The sequence below is a fragment of the Streptomyces marinisediminis genome (assembly GCF_026262575.1).
Taxonomy (GTDB): domain Bacteria; phylum Actinomycetota; class Actinomycetes; order Streptomycetales; family Streptomycetaceae; genus Streptomyces; species Streptomyces marinisediminis.
On sequence record NZ_JAPKFL010000005.1, the window covers coordinates 82,992 to 99,654 of the forward strand.

The 16,663-nt window shown below is 75.1% G+C and carries 12 protein-coding genes; 7 read left to right on the plus strand and 5 right to left on the minus strand.

Annotation, left to right across the window (positions count from 1 at the left end; translation table 11 throughout):
- The first annotated feature begins 42 nt into the window (after positions 1-42).
- From OSB71_RS05795 to OSB71_RS05805, 3 genes are all read left to right on the plus strand, one after another.
- Entirely contained in the window at positions 43-951 is a 909-nt protein-coding gene (locus tag OSB71_RS05795) for an AurF N-oxygenase family protein (protein WP_265944916.1), read from the plus strand.
- 46 nt (positions 952-997) lie between these two features.
- Positions 998-2,587 carry a flavin-containing monooxygenase gene (locus OSB71_RS05800; RefSeq protein WP_265944918.1) on the plus strand — a complete coding sequence of 530 codons (1,590 nt, stop codon included), beginning with the start codon at positions 998-1,000 and terminating at the stop codon, positions 2,585-2,587.
- Positions 2,588-3,369: 782 nt separating this feature from the next.
- Positions 3,370-4,194: a SigB/SigF/SigG family RNA polymerase sigma factor gene (locus OSB71_RS05805; RefSeq protein ID WP_265944920.1), complete on the plus strand. Its 825-nt coding sequence runs from the start codon at positions 3,370-3,372 to the stop codon at positions 4,192-4,194.
- Between the two features lie 138 nt (positions 4,195-4,332).
- Here the strand turns inward: OSB71_RS05805 and OSB71_RS05810 are convergent, their stop codons facing one another.
- The 4 genes from OSB71_RS05810 to OSB71_RS05825 all read right to left on the minus strand — a co-directional run bounded on the left by OSB71_RS05810 (position 4,333) and on the right by OSB71_RS05825 (position 8,655).
- Positions 4,333-5,982: an FAD-dependent oxidoreductase gene (locus OSB71_RS05810; protein WP_265944922.1), complete on the minus strand. Its 1,650-nt coding sequence runs from the start codon at positions 5,980-5,982 to the stop codon at positions 4,333-4,335.
- Positions 5,983-5,985: 3 nt separating this feature from the next.
- Positions 5,986-6,897 carry an AurF N-oxygenase family protein gene (locus OSB71_RS05815; protein WP_265944924.1) on the minus strand — a complete coding sequence of 304 codons (912 nt, stop codon included), beginning with the start codon at positions 6,895-6,897 and terminating at the stop codon, positions 5,986-5,988.
- A gap of 171 nt (positions 6,898-7,068) precedes the next feature.
- Entirely contained in the window at positions 7,069-7,590 is a 522-nt protein-coding gene (locus OSB71_RS05820; RefSeq protein ID WP_265944926.1) for a DUF1360 domain-containing protein, read from the minus strand.
- Positions 7,591-8,148: 558 nt separating this feature from the next.
- The gene (locus OSB71_RS05825; RefSeq protein ID WP_416237199.1) at positions 8,149-8,655 is read right to left on the minus strand and encodes a MarR family winged helix-turn-helix transcriptional regulator; all 507 of its coding nucleotides are present in this window, start codon (positions 8,653-8,655) and stop codon (positions 8,149-8,151) included.
- An 89-nt stretch (positions 8,656-8,744) separates the two neighbouring features.
- Here OSB71_RS05825 and OSB71_RS05830 point away from each other — a divergent pair, with 89 nt between their 5' ends.
- The gene (locus OSB71_RS05830) at positions 8,745-10,832 is read left to right on the plus strand and encodes an MMPL family transporter (protein WP_265944928.1); all 2,088 of its coding nucleotides are present in this window, start codon (positions 8,745-8,747) and stop codon (positions 10,830-10,832) included.
- A 236-nt stretch (positions 10,833-11,068) separates the two neighbouring features.
- On the opposite strand, the gene OSB71_RS05835 is transcribed toward OSB71_RS05830, so the two are convergent.
- Positions 11,069-12,061, minus strand: coding sequence for a phytoene/squalene synthase family protein (locus OSB71_RS05835; protein WP_265944930.1), 993 nt, complete (start codon positions 12,059-12,061; stop codon positions 11,069-11,071).
- Between the two features lie 1,007 nt (positions 12,062-13,068).
- On the opposite strand from OSB71_RS05835, the gene OSB71_RS05840 reads away from it, so the two are divergent.
- The 3 genes from OSB71_RS05840 to OSB71_RS05850 all read left to right on the plus strand — a co-directional run bounded on the left by OSB71_RS05840 (position 13,069) and on the right by OSB71_RS05850 (position 16,631).
- Positions 13,069-13,776, plus strand: a complete 708-nt coding sequence (locus tag OSB71_RS05840; protein WP_265944932.1) for a GAF and ANTAR domain-containing protein — start codon at positions 13,069-13,071, stop codon at positions 13,774-13,776.
- A gap of 294 nt (positions 13,777-14,070) precedes the next feature.
- Positions 14,071-14,820: a hypothetical protein gene (locus tag OSB71_RS05845; RefSeq protein ID WP_265944934.1), complete on the plus strand. Its 750-nt coding sequence runs from the start codon at positions 14,071-14,073 to the stop codon at positions 14,818-14,820.
- Between the two features lie 110 nt (positions 14,821-14,930).
- Positions 14,931-16,631, plus strand: coding sequence for a chitinase (locus OSB71_RS05850; protein ID WP_265944936.1), 1,701 nt, complete (start codon positions 14,931-14,933; stop codon positions 16,629-16,631).
- The last annotated feature ends 32 nt before the right edge of the window (positions 16,632-16,663 follow it).

The window sequence follows — 16,663 nt, forward strand, 5'->3', positions numbered from 1 at the left end:
GGGCCCGATGGGCCGAGGCACCCCGGTGAAGGAGCGACCGTCATGGCACGTACGGTGAGCGAGTCGAAGGTGGCCGACAGGGAGAAGACCGCGGCGCGCCTGCTGGCGTCGTCGGCGAAGAAGTCCTACGACCCGGACGTCGACGTCGACTGGTCCGCGCCGCTCGTGGACGGCAAGCACTTCATGCTCCCGCACCGCGTCTCCCTCTACGGCACCCCGCTGTGGGACCGGATGAGCCGGGAGCAGCGCGTGGAGCTGGGCAAGCACGAGGCGGCCACCGTCGCCAGCGTCGGCCTGTGGTTCGAGCTGCTGCTGATGAAGATGCTCGTCAAGGCGGCCTACAACGGCGACGCCACCACCCGGCACGTCCAGTACGCGCTGGCCGAGGTGGCCGACGAGTGCCGGCACGTGACGATGTTCGCCCGGTTCGTCGAGCGCATCGGCTGCCCCAACTACGGCCCGCCGCCGTTCCTGCGCCAGACGGCCAAGGTCCTGCCCGCCATCTCCTACGGACCGGCGATGTACGGCTCCATCCTGGTGGCCGAGGAGGTCACCGACCGGCTGCAGCGTGAGATGGTGGGCGACGAGTCGGTCCAGCCGCTGATGCGGATGGTCAACCACATCCACATCGTCGAGGAGGCCCGGCACGTGACCTTCGCCCGCGAGGAGGTCGTGCGCGGCATGGCGCGCCTGCGCAAGAGCGAACTGCCCTACCAGCAGACGCTCATCGCGACCGTCTCGCTGGCCATCGCCCGGAGCCTGAGCAACCCGCGCGCCTACCGTGCCGTGGGGCTGGACCCGAAGGAGGCATGGCGCGTCGCGTTGGCCAACCCGCACTACCGCGGGACGATGCGCTTCGCCGGGGAGAAGATCATGCCGTTCCTCCAGGACGCCGGCCTGGTCGGCGGTCCCGCCAAGGGGCTGTGGCGCAAGGCCGCCCTGCTGCCCTGACCGCTCACCCCGCCCCGGGCACGCCCGGCCGGCCGAAAGGACCGACATGGCGACGCGCCACACCGCGAAGGTGGTGATCGTCGGCACCGGCTTCTCCGGGCTCGGCCAGGCGATCCAGCTCCTCAAGGCCGGCATCGAGGACTTCGTGGTGCTGGAGAAGGCGCGGGACGTCGGCGGCACCTGGCGCGACAACTCCTACCCGGGCTGCGCGTGCGACATCCAGTCGCACCTGTACTCCTTCTCCTACGCCCAGAACCCCGGCTGGACGCGCGCGTTCTCCCCGCAGCCGGAGATCCACGCCTACCTGCGCCGGGTCGCCGACGACTACGGGCTGCACCGGTACATCCGCTTCGGCCAGGAGATGACGGGGGCCCGCTGGGACCCGGCCACCAGCACGTGGACGGTCACCACCCGCCGCGGCGACGAGTTCACCGGCCGCTTCCTCGTCTCCGGCGTCGGCGCGCTGCACCTGCCGAACATCCCCGACCTGCCCGGCCTGGAGCGCTTCACCGGCCGGAGCTTCCACTCCGCCGCCTGGGACCACGACTACGACCTGACCGGCCGGCGCGTGGCGGTGATCGGCACCGGGGCCAGCGCCGTCCAGTTCATCCCGCGCATCGCGCCGCACGTGCGCGAGCTGCACGTCTTCCAGCGCACCCCGCCGTGGGTCATGCCGAAGGGCGACCGCGCCACGCCCGCCTGGGCCACCGCCCTCTTCCGGCGCGTACCGGCCGCCCAGCGCGCCTACCGCGCCCTGCTCTACGGGGCGCTGGAGGCGCGCGCCGTGGGCTTCAACGGCAACCCCCGGCTGCTGAAGGCCGGCGAGTTCATCGCGCGCCGGCACATCGCCCGGCACATCACCGACCCCCACCTGCGCCGCGCGGTCACGCCCGACTACACCATGGGCTGCAAGCGCGTGCTGATCTCGAACGACTACTACCCGGCCCTCGACCGGCCCAACGTCGAGCTGCACACCGGCGGGGCGAGCGAGGTGCGGGAGCACGGCGTCGTCGACGGCGCGGGCGTCGAACGCGAGGTCGACGCGATCGTCTTCGGCACCGGCTTCCACGTCACCGACGCCTTCGACGCCCTGGACATCACCGGCCCCGGCGGCCGCAGGCTGAGCGAGCAGTGGGCCGCCGAGGGCATGCGGACCCACCTGGGCATCACCGTCAGCGGCTTCCCCAACCTCTTCCTCCTGCTCGGCCCGAACACCGGACTGGGCCACAACTCCGTGGTGTTCATGATCGAGTCGCAGGCGCGCTACGTCGTCGACGCCATCCGGCTCGCCGACCGCGAGCGCGCCACCGCCGTCGAGGTGCGCCCGGAGACGCAGGAGAGGTTCGACCGGGAGATCCAGCACAAGCTGCGCGACGGCGTGTGGAGCACCGGAGGCTGCCGGAGCTGGTACCTCGACGCCCGGGGCGTCAACCGCACCATCTGGCCCGGCTTCACCTGGCGCTACTGGCTGCGGACGCGCCGCGTCCGCCCGGCGGACTTCCGGCTCACCGCCGCTCCTGCCCCCGGCGGCACGGCGTCCGGCGTGCCGAGCGCACGCGCCGGCGCGAGCGGCGACGCCGCCGCGCCCGGGCGCGTCCCCGGCCGCCCGGCTTCGGGACCCGGCGCGGGGGGCTGACGCCCCGGCCGCGGGCCGTCCCGGCCGCGCGGCGCGCGGGGGCGGGCCCCTGGAGCCGCCTGCCGGTGGTGCGTGCGGCACCGGCTTCGGCGCCGCGGTCGTCGGCTTCCCCGCCGCGGACCCGGGAGGGCCGCACCGGCACCGCGCGCCGAGGGCACGGGGACGCGAGGGCGCGGGCATCGGGCTCTCCCGCCGCCCGCGCGAGCGGCGCACCGGCGCCGTCCACCGCCACCGCCCGCCCCCGGCGCCGGCCGCCCGGGCGGGACCGGAGCGGACGTGTGCACGTACGTCGGCCGCGCAGGTGTGGAGGCGGCTGCCGAGGGCACGCGCTGGGCAGCGCGCCGTACCGCCCCGGCGTCCGGAAGCGCTCCACCGCGTCCGGCCGGACCGCCGGTGGGGCCGAGACGCCGGACCCCGGCCCGCACCCGCCGCCGGGCCCGGAGCCGGGGACGCGCCCCGCGAGGCGTCCCGCGCCGCCGTACCGGCCGCCCTCCCGGGCCCCGCCCGCCCGGCTCCGTCCGCCGCCGGGCGGGCACGGAGAGCCCGAGAACGGCGGCTCGAATACCACGGCTACGGACTCGTTTCAGAGACTTGAACGGTACCGGTTTGGTCTCAAATCCCGAGGGCAGACGACGCCGCAGTGCTTCGGACAGCAGGCACGTGTGCGGAAGCCAGGCCGCGGCCGTGGCTGTCCCCGACGCCTCGAAACGTGTCCGGCTTCCGCGTGGTCGACCCGCTGACCAGCGGGTGACGTCGTCGACGGAAGGCAAGGAGCCACCACCGTGTCCGTACGCGCACACCACACCCACCGCCCCGACCGGGAGGTCCCCCAGACCGACGCCGCGTTCGAGCAGCTCGCCTCCGGGCCGTCCGAAGCGGAGCGGGAGAGCCTGCGGCGGGAGATCGTCACGGCCTGGATGCCGATGGCCCGGCGCCTGGCCCGCCGGTACCGCAACCGCGGCGAGAACCTGGAGGATCTGGAGCAGGTCGCCGCCATGGGGCTGGTCAAGGCCGTGGACCGCTTCGACCCGCACCAGGGCCACCGCTTCGAGAGCTTCGCCGTGCCCACCATCGTGGGCGAGCTGCGCCGCCACTTCCGCGACCACCTGTGGGACCTGCACGTGCCCCGCCGGGTGCAGGAGCTCCAGCACCGCGTCCGCAAGGCGGTGCAGGAGCTCAACCACGGCGCCGAGGATCGCGGCCCCACCGTCGCGCGGGTCGCCGAGCACACCGGCATGTCCGAGGAGGACGTGATCGAGGGCTTCGAGGCGCTCGGCAGCTTCAGCACCCTGTCGCTGGACGCCCAGACCACGGGCGCCTCGGCCGAGGGGCTGGCCCTGACCGACGTGCTCGGCAACGTGGACGCCGGCTACGACCAGGTGATCTACCGGGAGGCCGTCAAGCCCCAGCTCCAGCGGCTGCCGGAGCGCGAGCGCCACATCCTCTACCTGCGGTTCTTCTGCGACATGACGCAGAGCCGCATCGCCGAGCAGCTCGGCATCTCCCAGATGCACGTCTCGCGGCTGCTCAACCGCACCTTCACCCGCATCCGGGAGAACGTCGACCAGGAGACCGAGCACCGCCCGCGCCACCTCGCCGCCGCCTGACGTGCCGCCGCCCGGATGCCCGACGACGCGGCGCCGGACCGCCGGTGAGGTCCGGCGCCGGGCGCGGGCGGCCCGGGGACCGGCGTGCCGCGGCGCCGGGGGCGCGGGCCGTCGGTACGGCGCGCGCGGCGCCGGGGCTCAGCGCGACGGCCTCCAGCGGCCGCCGCGGGCGGCCGCCACCAGCTCCTCGGCCGTGGCCAGCTTGACGCGCGGCCGGCCCTCGCCCCGTCCCCGGGCCGCCTCCGCCCGCTCGATGGCCGCGAGCCCGCGGGCGTCGACCAGATGCCGGGCGCGCCGCCGGGCGAGCCGGTGGAAGGCCCCCGGATCACGTGCCGGGGCGGGCAGCGCGTCGTCGACCGCGTCGGCGAGCAGCGTGCCGACCGTCTCGGCCGCGCAGGTGCGGTTGGCGCCGATCCCGCCCGACGGGCCGCGCTTGATCCAGCCCACGACGTACGTGCCGGGCCGCCCGGTCACCCGGCCGCCCTCGTGCGGCACGGTGCCGGTAGCCGCGTCGAACGGCAGCCCGGCCGAGGGTACGCCGCGGTAGCCGACCGCCCGCAGCAGCGTCCCGGCGCGGATCGGTGTGCCGCCTCCGGCGCCGGTGGTGCGCACCCCGGTGACCTTGTCCTCGCCCAGCACCTCCACGGGCGCGGAGTGGAACCGGAAGACGATGCGCCGACCGGGCGCGGGCGGGCGCGCGTAGTCCACCGCGGCGCGCGGCACGTCGCGCAGCAGCGCCGCCTTCTCGTGCGGTGCGGCCGCCTCGACGCGTTCCCCGGTGCGCGGGTCGTGGTCGTCGACGACCAGCTCCACCCCGGGCAGGTGCCTGAGCGCCAGCAGCTCCGAGCGGGTGTAGGCGGCGTCCTCGGGGCCGCGCCGGCCCAGCACCACCACCTCGCGCACCCGGCCGGCGCGCAGCGCGCGCAGCGCGTGCGCGGCGATGTCGGTGCGGGCGAGCGCGTCGGGGTCCGCGACGAGGATGCGGGCGACGTCGAGCGCCACGTTGCCGTTGCCGACGACGACCACCCGCTCCCCCTCCAGGCGCACCGCGTCGGCGGGGACGTCGGGGTGGGCGTTGTACCAGGAGACGAAGCGGGTCGCGGACAGCGAGCCGGGCAGGTCCTCGCCGGGGACGCCCAGGCGGCGGTCGGTGGCCGCGCCCACCGCGTAGATCACGGCGTCGTGGTGGGCGGCCAGCTCCTGCGGGGTGACGTCCCGGCCCACCTCCAGGCCCAGGTGCATGCGTACCCGTGGGTGGGTGTGGAAGCGGGCGAACGTCTCGCCCACCCTCTTGGTGCCCGGGTGGTCGGGCGCCACGCCGTAGCGCACCAGTCCTCCGGCCACCGGCAGCCGGTCCACGAGCGTGACCTGGGCCGGGGTGTGGAGCAGCAGGTCCTCCACGGCGTACATGCCGGCCGGCCCGGTGCCGACGACGGCGACCCGCAGCGGCCCGAAGTCGGCCGGCAGCGTGCGGTCGAACGTGGGCTCGCCCCAGGGGTGGAAGTTGGGGCCAGGGTCCGCCGCTTCCGGTTCGGCGTCGGCGAAGTAGGCGGCGTTGATCGCCGCGTACTCCCGCTGGTCGGCGGTGAGCCGGTCCACCGGCACGACGGCGTCCACCGGGCACGCGTCCGCGCAGGCGCCGCAGTCGATGCAGGCGCGCGGGTCGATGTGCAGCATCTCGGTGCTGCCGAAAGCCCGCTCCTCGGGCGTGGGGTGGATGCAGTTGACCGGGCAGACGGCGACGCACGTGGCGTCGCTGCAGCAGTTCTGGGTGATCGCGTAGGCCATGGGTCAGATCAGGTTCGCGCGCTGGTAGAAGACCAGGGCGGGCTTGGTGAGCAGGCCGCAGGAGGCCAGGAACTCCATGAGCCCCGAGCAGCTCGACCGCATCATGGCCTTGTGGTGCTGGTTCGCCCGGGCCTCGGCCAGCGCCCGCTCGCCGTCGAGCCCCGCGTTGGCGTAGACCTTCTTGTTCACCATGCTCGTGACGATCACGTAGGCGGCGACCGCGATGACGAACGCGTTGACCTCGCGGCGCACCCGTCCGGCCCGGGCCAGGCGCCTGCGCGTCTCGTCCCGGGCGAACTTCATGTGCCGGGACTCCTCCACGACGTGGATGTTGTTGATGGTGCGCACGAACGGCACCACCCGCTCGTCACGCATCCAGTCGCGCTGCATGACGTCGAGGACCTCCTCGGCGACCAGGATCGCCGCGTAGGCGGCCTCGCCGAAGGCCAGCGTCTTGAACGCGCGGCCCAGTTCCACCGCCACGCGGTGCGGGCGGTAGGCCGGGGCGCCCAGCTTCTTTGCCCCGCGCGCGAACATGATGGAGTGCCGGCACTCCTCGGCGATCTCGGTGAGGGCCCACTGGAACCGCGCGTCGGTGGGGTCCTTGGCGTAGATGTCGCGCAGCACCATCTGCTGGAGGATCATCTCGAACCATATGCCGGTGCTGGCCACCGAGGCGGCCTCCTGCCGGGTCAGCTCCTTGCGCTGCTCCTCGGACATCTCCGCCCAGTACGCCGTCCCGTAGAGCGTGCTCCACTCCGGGCTGGCGCCGTGGAAGCGCGTGTCCAGCGGCGTCTCCCAGTCCACCTCCGTGGCCGGGTCGTACGCCAGCTGCGCGGCCGAGTCCAGCAGCCGCCCGGCGACGTCGTGCTGGTCGGTGTGGCCCTGGGTCTGCGGGCGAACGGTGCTCCCCATGCTGCGGCTCCTCGAAGCGAGTGCGGCGACCGTCGCGCCGCCGTCCGAACTGCGCGGCGGGGTGCGGGCCCCGGCAGGGCGCACCCCGCCCCCGACGCTTGTTAGACGCAATGTAAAGCAAGCGGGCGGCGCCGACTACCCCCCAGTACGGATCGGTTCACCGGGCGGCGGTCAGTCGCGCGGCGCGTGCCGCTGCTGGGCGGCGGCGAAGGCGTACTGCAGGAAGTCCGACCCGGCCACGGCCGTCAGGCCGGCGAAGACGGTGCGCGCGGTGGCGGGGGAGGCCGTGCGCAGGACCAGCAGCGCGGAGGCCACCCACGGGGCGAGGCAGAACGGGCAGGTCAGCAGCTCGCCCAGCGAGTGCTTAAGGCCGCTCCCGCGCACCTCCTCGGCCACCTCGGACGGAGCGCTGGGGCCCTGGAAACGGGTGAACGGCGCGCGCAGCGGGCTGGTGACGGCGTCCTTGCTCACCATGCGGGACAGCTTGTGCGTCGCCACCGTGAGCAGTACCAGCTCGCGGGTGCTCAGCCGCGGTGGCGGCGTTCCGGTCAGCCGGGCGGCGAGCGCGGCACCGGCCGCGCCCGTGCCGAAGGAGGCCAGCACCGCGAGGTAACCGCCCAGCGGGCGCTCCGCGTCGGGCGCGTACCCTTCCGTGTGCTCGCGGACGTGTCGCTGGACGGCGCTGAGGGCCATGAGGTCTCCCGTGGTGCGATGGACGGTCGGCGCGGCGGCGCCGCCCCCGTCGGGTGCCAGGCCGGGGCGGTGCCGAAACCGCGCTGCCCAGCCGTCCTGTGGCCTGGGACCCGGGGCCCCGGGGCCCGGCCGGGTGCCACCCGGCCGTTCCGGCGCTTCCCCGGGCCGCGGCGAGCGTCGGCCGGAGCACGGCGCGCCGTCGGCGGCCCGCGGCCCGCGCGCGGCTGTGCCCTCCACGCCGCGCGGGCGCGACGGGGGCCGGGGGTACCCGGGTCGCCCGGGCGCCCTCCCCGCGGCGACCGGCCGGTGGCGGCGACCGGCCGGTGGGCGCCGGTCCGTCCGCGCCGGAGGCCGCCGCCACCGGCCGGTGCCGGGGGCCGCCCCAGATGGCGGCGGCCGCCCGGGTGCCCGTCGGTCCGAGACCCCCCACGCCGTGCGCCACGGCGGCCCGGCGCCCGCGCGCGGACCGGCGCCGCGCGGCCACGGCTCCCGCGGACGCCCGGCGTGCCGGCGCGCGTCGGCGGGCCCGGGTGCCGGTACCGGTCCGGTGGCGCGGCGTCAGCCGGGCGGGGCCTGCGCGGTGTTCAGCTCGGCGTTGAGTTCGGTGAGGAAGCGCAGGACGACGGCGAGCTCCGCGGGGCTGAAGCGCCGGCGGACGGCGTCCGTGCCCCGGGCGAGCGGCCGGAAGGCGTCCCGGGCCACCGCGCGGCCGGCCGGCGCGTAGTGGAGGTGGACCACCCGGCCGTCGGCGCTGTCGCGGGTGCGGATGACGTGCCCGCCGCGCTCCAGCCGGTCCAGGCACGCGCTCACCGCGCCGGAGCTGAGGTTCAGGTGGCGCCGCAGCCGCCCGGGCGTCAGCGGACCGCCGTGCCCGTCCCCGTCCAGGATCGCGATGAGGGCCAGCAGGTCGGTGGGGTGCAGCCCGTGGGTGCGGGCGAACTCCTGCGCGACGCGGTTGACGCCGGCGGTGACGCCCCGCAACTGCACGGCGAACTCCCGCGGCCCCGGGTCGGGCCGGGGCTCGGGCGTGCCGCCGTCTGGAGTCCGCTCGGGTGGTGCCGTCACACCCCCACTCTACGGAGTATCTCGATCGTTGAGATATTTTGGGCCCGTGCGGCCGGAACCGGCCGTGCGCCCGACCGTGAGGTGGTGCCATGCGCCCTGCGCCGCGAACCGTCCGCCTGCTCCTGCCCGCCGCGCTGTTCCTGGCCTGGCTCGCGCTGGGCGGCGTCGTCGGCCCCTACGCCGGGAAGCTGGGCGAGGTCGCCACCAACGACCAGGCGGCGTTCCTGCCGCGCGGCGCCGAGTCCACCCGGGCCCTGCGGGCGCAGGAGGCGTTCCAGGACGGCGACGCCGTCCCGGCCATCGTGGTGTGGACGGCCGACGACGGCACCGTCTCCCCGGCGCAGCGGGACGGCGCCGAGGAGGTGCTGGCCGACCTGTCCGGGACCGACGGCGTGGCGGGCCGCGGGTCCCCGCTGGTGGCCTCCGAGGACGGCGCGGCGCTCCAGGGCGTCCTCCAGCTCCGCGGCGACCTCGACGAGCGGGCGGCCGAGGTGGTCGACCGCGTGCGCGCGGCGGCGCGGCAGGTGCCCGGCACCAGCGCCCACGTCGCCGGGCCCGCCGCCACCCAGGCCGATCTCGGCGAGGCGTTCGCCGGGATCGACGGCCTCCTGCTGGCCGTCGCGCTCGGCGTCGTGCTGCTGATCCTGCTGCTGGTCTACCGCAGTGTGCTGCTGCCGCTGGCCATCATGGCCGGTGCCGTCCTCGCCCTCTCGCTGGCCAGCGCGATCGTCTACCAGCTCGCCGACCGCGACCTCGTGCGCGTGGACGGCCAGGTGCAGGGCATCCTGTCCATCCTGGTCATCGGCGCCGCCACCGACTACGCGCTCCTGCTGTCCGCCCGCTTCCGCGAGGAGCTGGCCCACGGGACCGACCGGCTGGCCGCCATGGCCGCCGCCGTCCGCCGCTCCTGCGGTGCGATCGTGGCCAGCGCCGCCACCGTCGCCGCCGGGCTGCTCGCGCTGCTGCTGAGCGACCTCACCAACAACCGCGCCCTCGGCCCGGTGGGCGCGATCGGCATCGCCTGCGCGGTGGCGTCCACGCTCACCTTCCTGCCCGCCGCCCTCGCCCTGGCGGGCCGCGCCGCCTACTGGCCCGCGCGGCCCCGGCCCACCGCGGAGCCCGATCCGTCCGGCATCGACGGCGGCGGGGTGTGGGCCCGGGTGGCCGCCGTGGTGGACCGCCGTCCGCGCCGCGTGGTCGCCGCCACCCTCGTCGCCCTGGCGGCCGGCGCCGCCTTCGCCGGCGGGCTGCGGACGGACGGCGTGCCGCTGAGCGAGACGTTCGTGGGCGAGGCGGCCTCGGTACGGGCGCAGGAGGAGCTGAGCGAGCACTTCCCCGGTGGCTCCGGCAACCCGGCGGTGGTCATCACGGACGCCGGCGCCGTCGCCGAGGTCACCGAGGCGGTGCGCGGCACCGAGGGCGTCGCGCAGGCCGCGCCCCGCGCCGAGGGCGGGCGCCCGGGGGCGGGTCCGCCGCGCGTGGAGGACGGACGGGCGCTGATCGACGCCACCCTCGCCGCGCCCCCCGACAGCGACGCCGCGCAGCGCACCGTCCAGCGCCTGCGGGACGCCGTGCACGCGGTGCCCGGCGCCGACGCGCTCGTCGGCGGCTACACCGCGCAGACCCACGACACCCGGGTCACCGCCGAACGCGACCGCGCGCTCATCACCCCCGTCGTGCTCGCGATCATCCTGGTCATCCTGGTGCTGCTGCTGCGCGCGGTGCTGATGCCCGTCCTGCTGGTGGCCACCGTCGCGCTGAACCTCCTCGCCACCCTCGGCGTGGCCGCGCTCGTCTTCGAGCACGTGCTCGGCTTCACGGCCACCGATCCGTCCGTGCCGCTGTACGGCTTCGTCTTCCTCGTCGCGCTCGGCGTGGACTACAACATCTTCCTGATGACCCGGGTCCGCGAGGAGGCCGTGCGGCACGGCACCCGCTACGGCGTGCTCAAGGGCCTCACCGCCACCGGCGGCGTCATCACCTCCGCGGGCGTCGTGCTGGCCGCGACCTTCGCGGCGCTGGCCGTCATCCCGCTGTCCTTCCTGGTGCAGATCGCCTTCATCGTGGCCTTCGGCGTCCTGCTGGACACCCTCGTCGTGCGGTCACTGCTCGTACCGGCGCTGGTGCGGCTCATCGGCCCGGCCGTGTGGTGGCCCAGCGCCCTGCGCCACCGCTGACGCGGCGCTCCCGGCGCTGGGACGCGGGCGGGCCCCCGGCCTCGGAGCCCACCGACCGCCCCCCCCACGCCTGCGAAGACTCCTCCCGGCCCCGACCGGCCAGACGCACGGCCGCCCCGCTCGGGCGCGGTGCCCCTTCGCGGGAACACGGGACGCGATCGGGAAGCGCGCCGGTGCCGGCAGAGCCCTCGGCGACGGGTGGGGCCGCCCGTGGCGGTGTCGCCGGGCCGGGCACGTCAGACGGTGGCGAGCGGCCGCACCCCGTACCTGCGCTGGTCCCGCCGGGCCCGCAGGTAGGAGAGCCCGGTCGTGCCGTACGCCCGGGCGGCCCCCAGAACCCGCCCGGCAGGCCGCGGGCGGAGGACGTCGCAGTCGGCGCGGAGGAGCTGCCGCAGCGTCTGGCGGCCGAGGGCCAGGTACTGGCGGGGCAGTTCACGGGAAGAGGGGTGGACGTGGTGCCACCACTCCTCGGCCTCGTCGAAGTACCGGCCCACCCGCTCAGCCTCGTACCGGACGAGTTCGCGCAGTGGTTCGGTCATGGTCCCCCGCCGGACGGCCGACTCCAGGCTCGCGCGGTCCAGGCCGAAGCTGCGGAGGTCCTCCGCCGGGAGGTACACCCTGCCGAGTTCGAGGTCCTCGCGGATGTCGGCGAGGAAGTCGAGGAGGTACAGCCCGTAGCCGAGCGCCGTCGCCATGCGCTCCGCGCCTTCGCGCCGCGGTTCGAGAAGCGTGTTCACCCACCGGGTCGGTACGCCGCTGACGCCCTGCATGTAGTGGTGCAGGTCGCCGTATGTCGGGAAACTGGTGACGGACAGGTCCTCGCGCATGGTGAGCAGGAACTCGCGCACCGACTCCGGTGGGATGCCCCAGGTGCTGGCGAAGTGACGGAATGCCCGGGAGACCAGCCGTCCGTGCCGCCGCCTCGGGGAGTCGGCCACGGGCTTGCCGGGGTCGACTCGTTCCTCGTCCCGGAAGAAGTCGGCGACGAATGCGTCGTACGCCTCCCCGCGTTCCGCGATCGATGTCCCGGGGTCGTCCAGCAGGTCGTCGGCGTGCCCGCAGAAGGCGAGCATCGCGTCGTAGTAAGGACGCTTCCCGGCGGGCAGCAGTACCCGCGCCAGGGGATAGGCGGCGGAGTTCTTGCGGGCCAGGGCCGCACCACAATGTTCGTAGGCCTCGGTGACGCGTCTGTCACGCACGCCGGCGGCCGTCAGTTCACGCGTGTGCACGTATCCTCCTGCGGCGAGGAACTCGGGATGGGCGGGGGCCGGGTTGGTCGAACGATCCCTCCCCCCTGGTGGGGAGGGGCGAGGGGAGCCGCCTGGTCGGAACGAGGAACCGGCCAGGGGCACGGGATGGTGGTGGAGCCGGCGCGAGGCGGGTCCGGGACGTGGCGCGAAAGCCGAGGAGCGAGGGGACGGCGCTCGACGCGCACCGGGTGACTCACGGCCGCGGAACAGCCCCTGCGCGCGGGGACGCGGAGCCCGGCAGGCGGAACCCTCCATGCGCCGCGGTTGTCGGTGAGGGGTGTGAGGGAAGTTCCTCGCCTCCACCGACGGGAACCCGGCGGGAGGGGTCAGCAGCCGGGCGGCGGCCCCGGTGATGAACGGGCATGCAGCACCTTTTCTTGTCGACTTCTTGTCGACACCTGCGCAGACTCCGCTGGTGCTTCCCAGCGCCCCTACGCCACTCCAGCACGGCACGGCCGCACCCGCCACTTCTCGGTGGGGCGGTCGGTCGCCCTCGGCCACGGGACGACGCTCCCCGCTCGCGCGGCCACCGCGGCCTCTCGGCGGAGTGGTCCGCCTGGGCCGCGCGCGGCGCGCAGCCCGCCGGGGCGGCGCCGCCGGGGAGTGTGCCGGGGGCGGATGGCGGGCGCGCCCGGAGTCCGTGGCGGGGGCGCCCGCCATCCCCATGCGGCAGCGGCCAGGCGGCCGGCGCCGTCCGCGCCGCGGCCCGGCGGGCGGCGGCCCTGGCCCTCGCGCGCGGGGCCCACCAGCGCCGCGACGTCGGTCGAGCGCTGCGGCGACCGGCCGAGCGGGTCCGCGCCGTCGCCGTCCGCCCCGACGGGCTCGCCGTCCGCCGCCGAGCCGGGCCCCGCCTCGCCGCGCGGTGCGGTGGCTCCGCGGATCACCGCAGTGATCATCGCCGGACACGGCCTAGGGTTGAATGGGGCCGACGTGTCGCGAGAGGCGCCGGGGGCGCGGATCCGCGAGGGCGACGAGTGGAGGTTCAGGTGACGCAGGACGGCTTCTGGCAGGAGTACGCCACGCGGCTGGCCGAGATGTCCCGGACGCTGCTGCGGCAGGAGAGTGTCCAGGACACCCTCGACCAGATCTCCGCGCACGCGGTGGACCTCGTCGACGGATGCGAGCACGCCGGTGTGCTGGTGGTGGAGGACCGCGAGCGCGTGCGCACCCTCTCGGCCACCAGCGAGCTGGTGCGCGTCTCCGACCGCTACCAGGCGGAGGTGGCGGAGGGGCCCTGCTTCGACGCCGCCCGCAATCTGGAGGAGGTCTACCGCATCACCGACATGCGCCAGGCGGGGGAGTCCTGGCCGCGCTACGCCCCCCGCGCGCGCGAGCTGGGCATCGGCAGCATGATGGGCTTCCTGCTGTTCACCCAGGAGGGCTCGCTGGGCTCCCTGGACGTCTACTCCTCCCGGCCCAACGCCTTCAGCCAGAGCTCGGAGCACGCCGGCTGGGTGCTCGCCTCGCACGCGGCCGTGGCCTTCTCCAGCGCCCGCAGCCACGCACAGCTCGAGACCGCGCTGGAGACCCGGGCCGAGATCGGCGAGGCCATCGGGATCGTCATGGAACGCTACAAGGTCTCAGAGGAGCAGGCGTTCGGAGTGCTGCGGCGCAGCTCGCAGCACAACAACATCAAGCTGCGCGACGTCGCCCGCACCGTCGTCCGGACGGGGCAGCTCCCCGGCGCCCGGTAGCCGACGCCCCGGCGTGCGTGCCCGGGGCGCCCGGCGCTTCCGGCGGGCCGGTCGGGCCGGTCGGCATCACCGCGTCGCGGCGCGGCCCCCGCGCGGTCCGCCCCGACGCGGTGGGGCGTGCGGCGGGCGAGCGTGGGGCGTGTCACAGGCAACCGGGCGTGCCCCGGGGAGTGCCAACTCGGTTACTGCTCAGTAGAGTTGCTGCCGCCGACGCACGCGGCCCGCCACCGGGCCGCCGGTGCGTCCCGGCATGCCCGGTGAGTCCGACCCGTCCCGTGCGTGGAGAGGGATCGCATGAGCACCTCGGCCCCCGTGCCGCTCGACCACCTCGTCGACACCGCCCGCTACCCCCTGTCCGACCCCGCGAGCGCCGCCGGGCAGGCGGTCGTCTCCCGCGCCCGGCGCGAGCTGGCCGACCGCGGCTGCACGGTGCTGCCGGACTTCGTCCGCCCCGAGCTGCGCGAGACCATGCGCCGCGAGTGCGCCGACCTCGCGCCGCACGCCCACTACGACGTCGAGACCGTCAACGTCTACAACATCTCCGTGGACACCGACCTGCCGCCCGACCACCCCGGCCGCCGGACGTACCGGCGCGGCAACGCCTTCGTCCCGCGCGACCGGCTGCCCGGCGACGCCCTCATCAGCCGGCTCTACACCCACCCGCACTTCCGGGCCTTCCTCGCCCGGTGCTTCGGCCTGCCCGCCCTGCACGAGCTGGCCGACCCGCTCTCCGGGCTGGTGCTCAACGTCGTCGCCCCCAGCCCAGGGTGCCGCCGCCCCGGGTCCGGTGCGGTGAACGGGGCCAGCTCGCCGTCCGGTCCGTCCGGGGCGGCGCGGACGGGAGCCGTGTCGCCCGCCGCACGCTCGGCGCCTGCTCCCACGCCACGTCCGGACCCGGCCCGAGACGCCCCGCCGCCGCGTGCGGGCCGACCTGCCCGGAGCCCCCGGCGCGTGGCCCGGCGGCGTCCCGTGCGGCGCGCGCGGGGCAAAGAGCCGGGGGAGTGGGGGAGGGAAGCCAACCGGGGTTCGTGCCAGAGGTCTTGACAACCGAATTGGTCTGGACCAACTTGTACTCCCACGGTGGCCACCGAACCGCCCGGGAGCCGGACGGCCCGGACCCCGGTACCCCCCGACTCCCCCACCGGAGGACACAAGTGAACCGCAGCACCCCCACCCGCAGAGGGCTGGGCGCAGGGCTGGCGCTCGCCCTCGGCGCCGGGCTCTGCCTCATGGGCACCGCCGGAACCGCACAGGCCGCGGACATCAACGTCGTCAAGAACGCCGGATTCGAGTCCGGCCTCAGTAGCTGGACGTGCTCCGGGAGCAGCGGCGCGGCCGTGTCCTCCCCCGTGCGCTCCGGCGCCGGCGCGCTCAAGGCCACGCCCGCCGGGCACGACAACGCCAAGTGCACGCAGACCCTCAAGGTCAAGCCGAACTCCACCTACGCGGTCAGCGCCTGGGTGCAGGGCGGCCACACCTACCTGGGCGCGAGCGGCACCGGCACCACCGACGTGTCCACCTGGACCGGTGGCACCGGTTCCTGGACCAAGCTCTCCACCGGCTTCACCACCGGCGCCAACACCACCTCGGTGACCCTCTACACCCACGGCTGGTACGGCACGCCCGCCTACCACGTGGACGACGTCAGCGTGTTCGGCCCCGACGGGGGCGGCGGCACCGACCCCGACCCGGTGGTCCCCGACGCCCCCGGGACGCCGTCGGTCGGCACGGTCACCTCCTCCTCGGTGGCGCTGAGCTGGAGCCCGGTCACCGGGGCCACCGGCTACAACGTCTACCGCGACGGGGCCCGGGTCCAGTCCGTGAACGGCACCTCCGCGACGGTCACCGGACTGGCCGCCGACACCGCCTACGAGTTCCAGGTGACGGCCACCAACGCCGCCGGCGAGTCGGTGAAGTCCTCGGCCGTCAGGGCCCGCACCTCCAAGGGCGGCGGCAACCCGGGCAACCCCGCGGTGCCCAGGCACGCCGTCACCGGCTACTGGCAGAACTTCGACAACGGCGCCACCGTGCAGAAGCTGCGGGACGTGCAGGACCAGTACGACATCATCGCCGTCGCCTTCGCCGACTCGACGACCACGCCCGGTGAGATCGTCTTCAACCTCGACCCGGCCCTGGGCTACTCCTCCGTCGAGGAGTTCAGGTCGGACATCGCCGCCAAGCAGGCCGACGGGAAGTCCGTCATCATCTCGGTGGGCGGGGAGAAGGGCAACGTCCTGATCAACAGCGACGCCGCCGCCACCGCCTTCGCCGACAGCACCTACGCGCTGATGCGGGAGTACGGCTTCAACGGGGTCGACATCGACCTGGAGCACGGGATCAACTCCACCTATCTCACCAAGGCGCTGCGCCAGCTCTCGGCCAAGGCGGGCCCGTCGATGGTGCTCACCATGGCCCCGCAGACCATCGACATGCAGAACACCGGTACCGAGTACTTCAAGCTGGCGCTCGCCGTGAAGGACATCCTCACGGTCGTCAACATGCAGTACTACAACAGCGGCTCGATGCTCGGCTGCGACGGCCAGGTCTACTCCCAGGGCTCGGTCGACTTCCTCACCGCCCTCGCCTGCATCCAGTTGGAGGGCGGCCTCGACCCGTCCCAGGTGGGTCTGGGCGTGCCCGCCTCGCCCCGGGGCGCGGGCGGCGGCTACGTCTCCCCGACCATCGTGAACAACGCCCTGGACTGCCTGACCCGCGGCACGAACTGCGGCAACTTCAAGCCGTCCAAGACCTACCCGTCCCTGCGCGGCGCGATGACCTGGTCCACCAACTGGGACGCCAAGGCCGGCAACGCCTGGTCCAACGCCGTGGGCCCCCACGTCCACAACCTCCCCTGACCTCCACCGCCGCCAGCGAGGGCCGGGCCGCC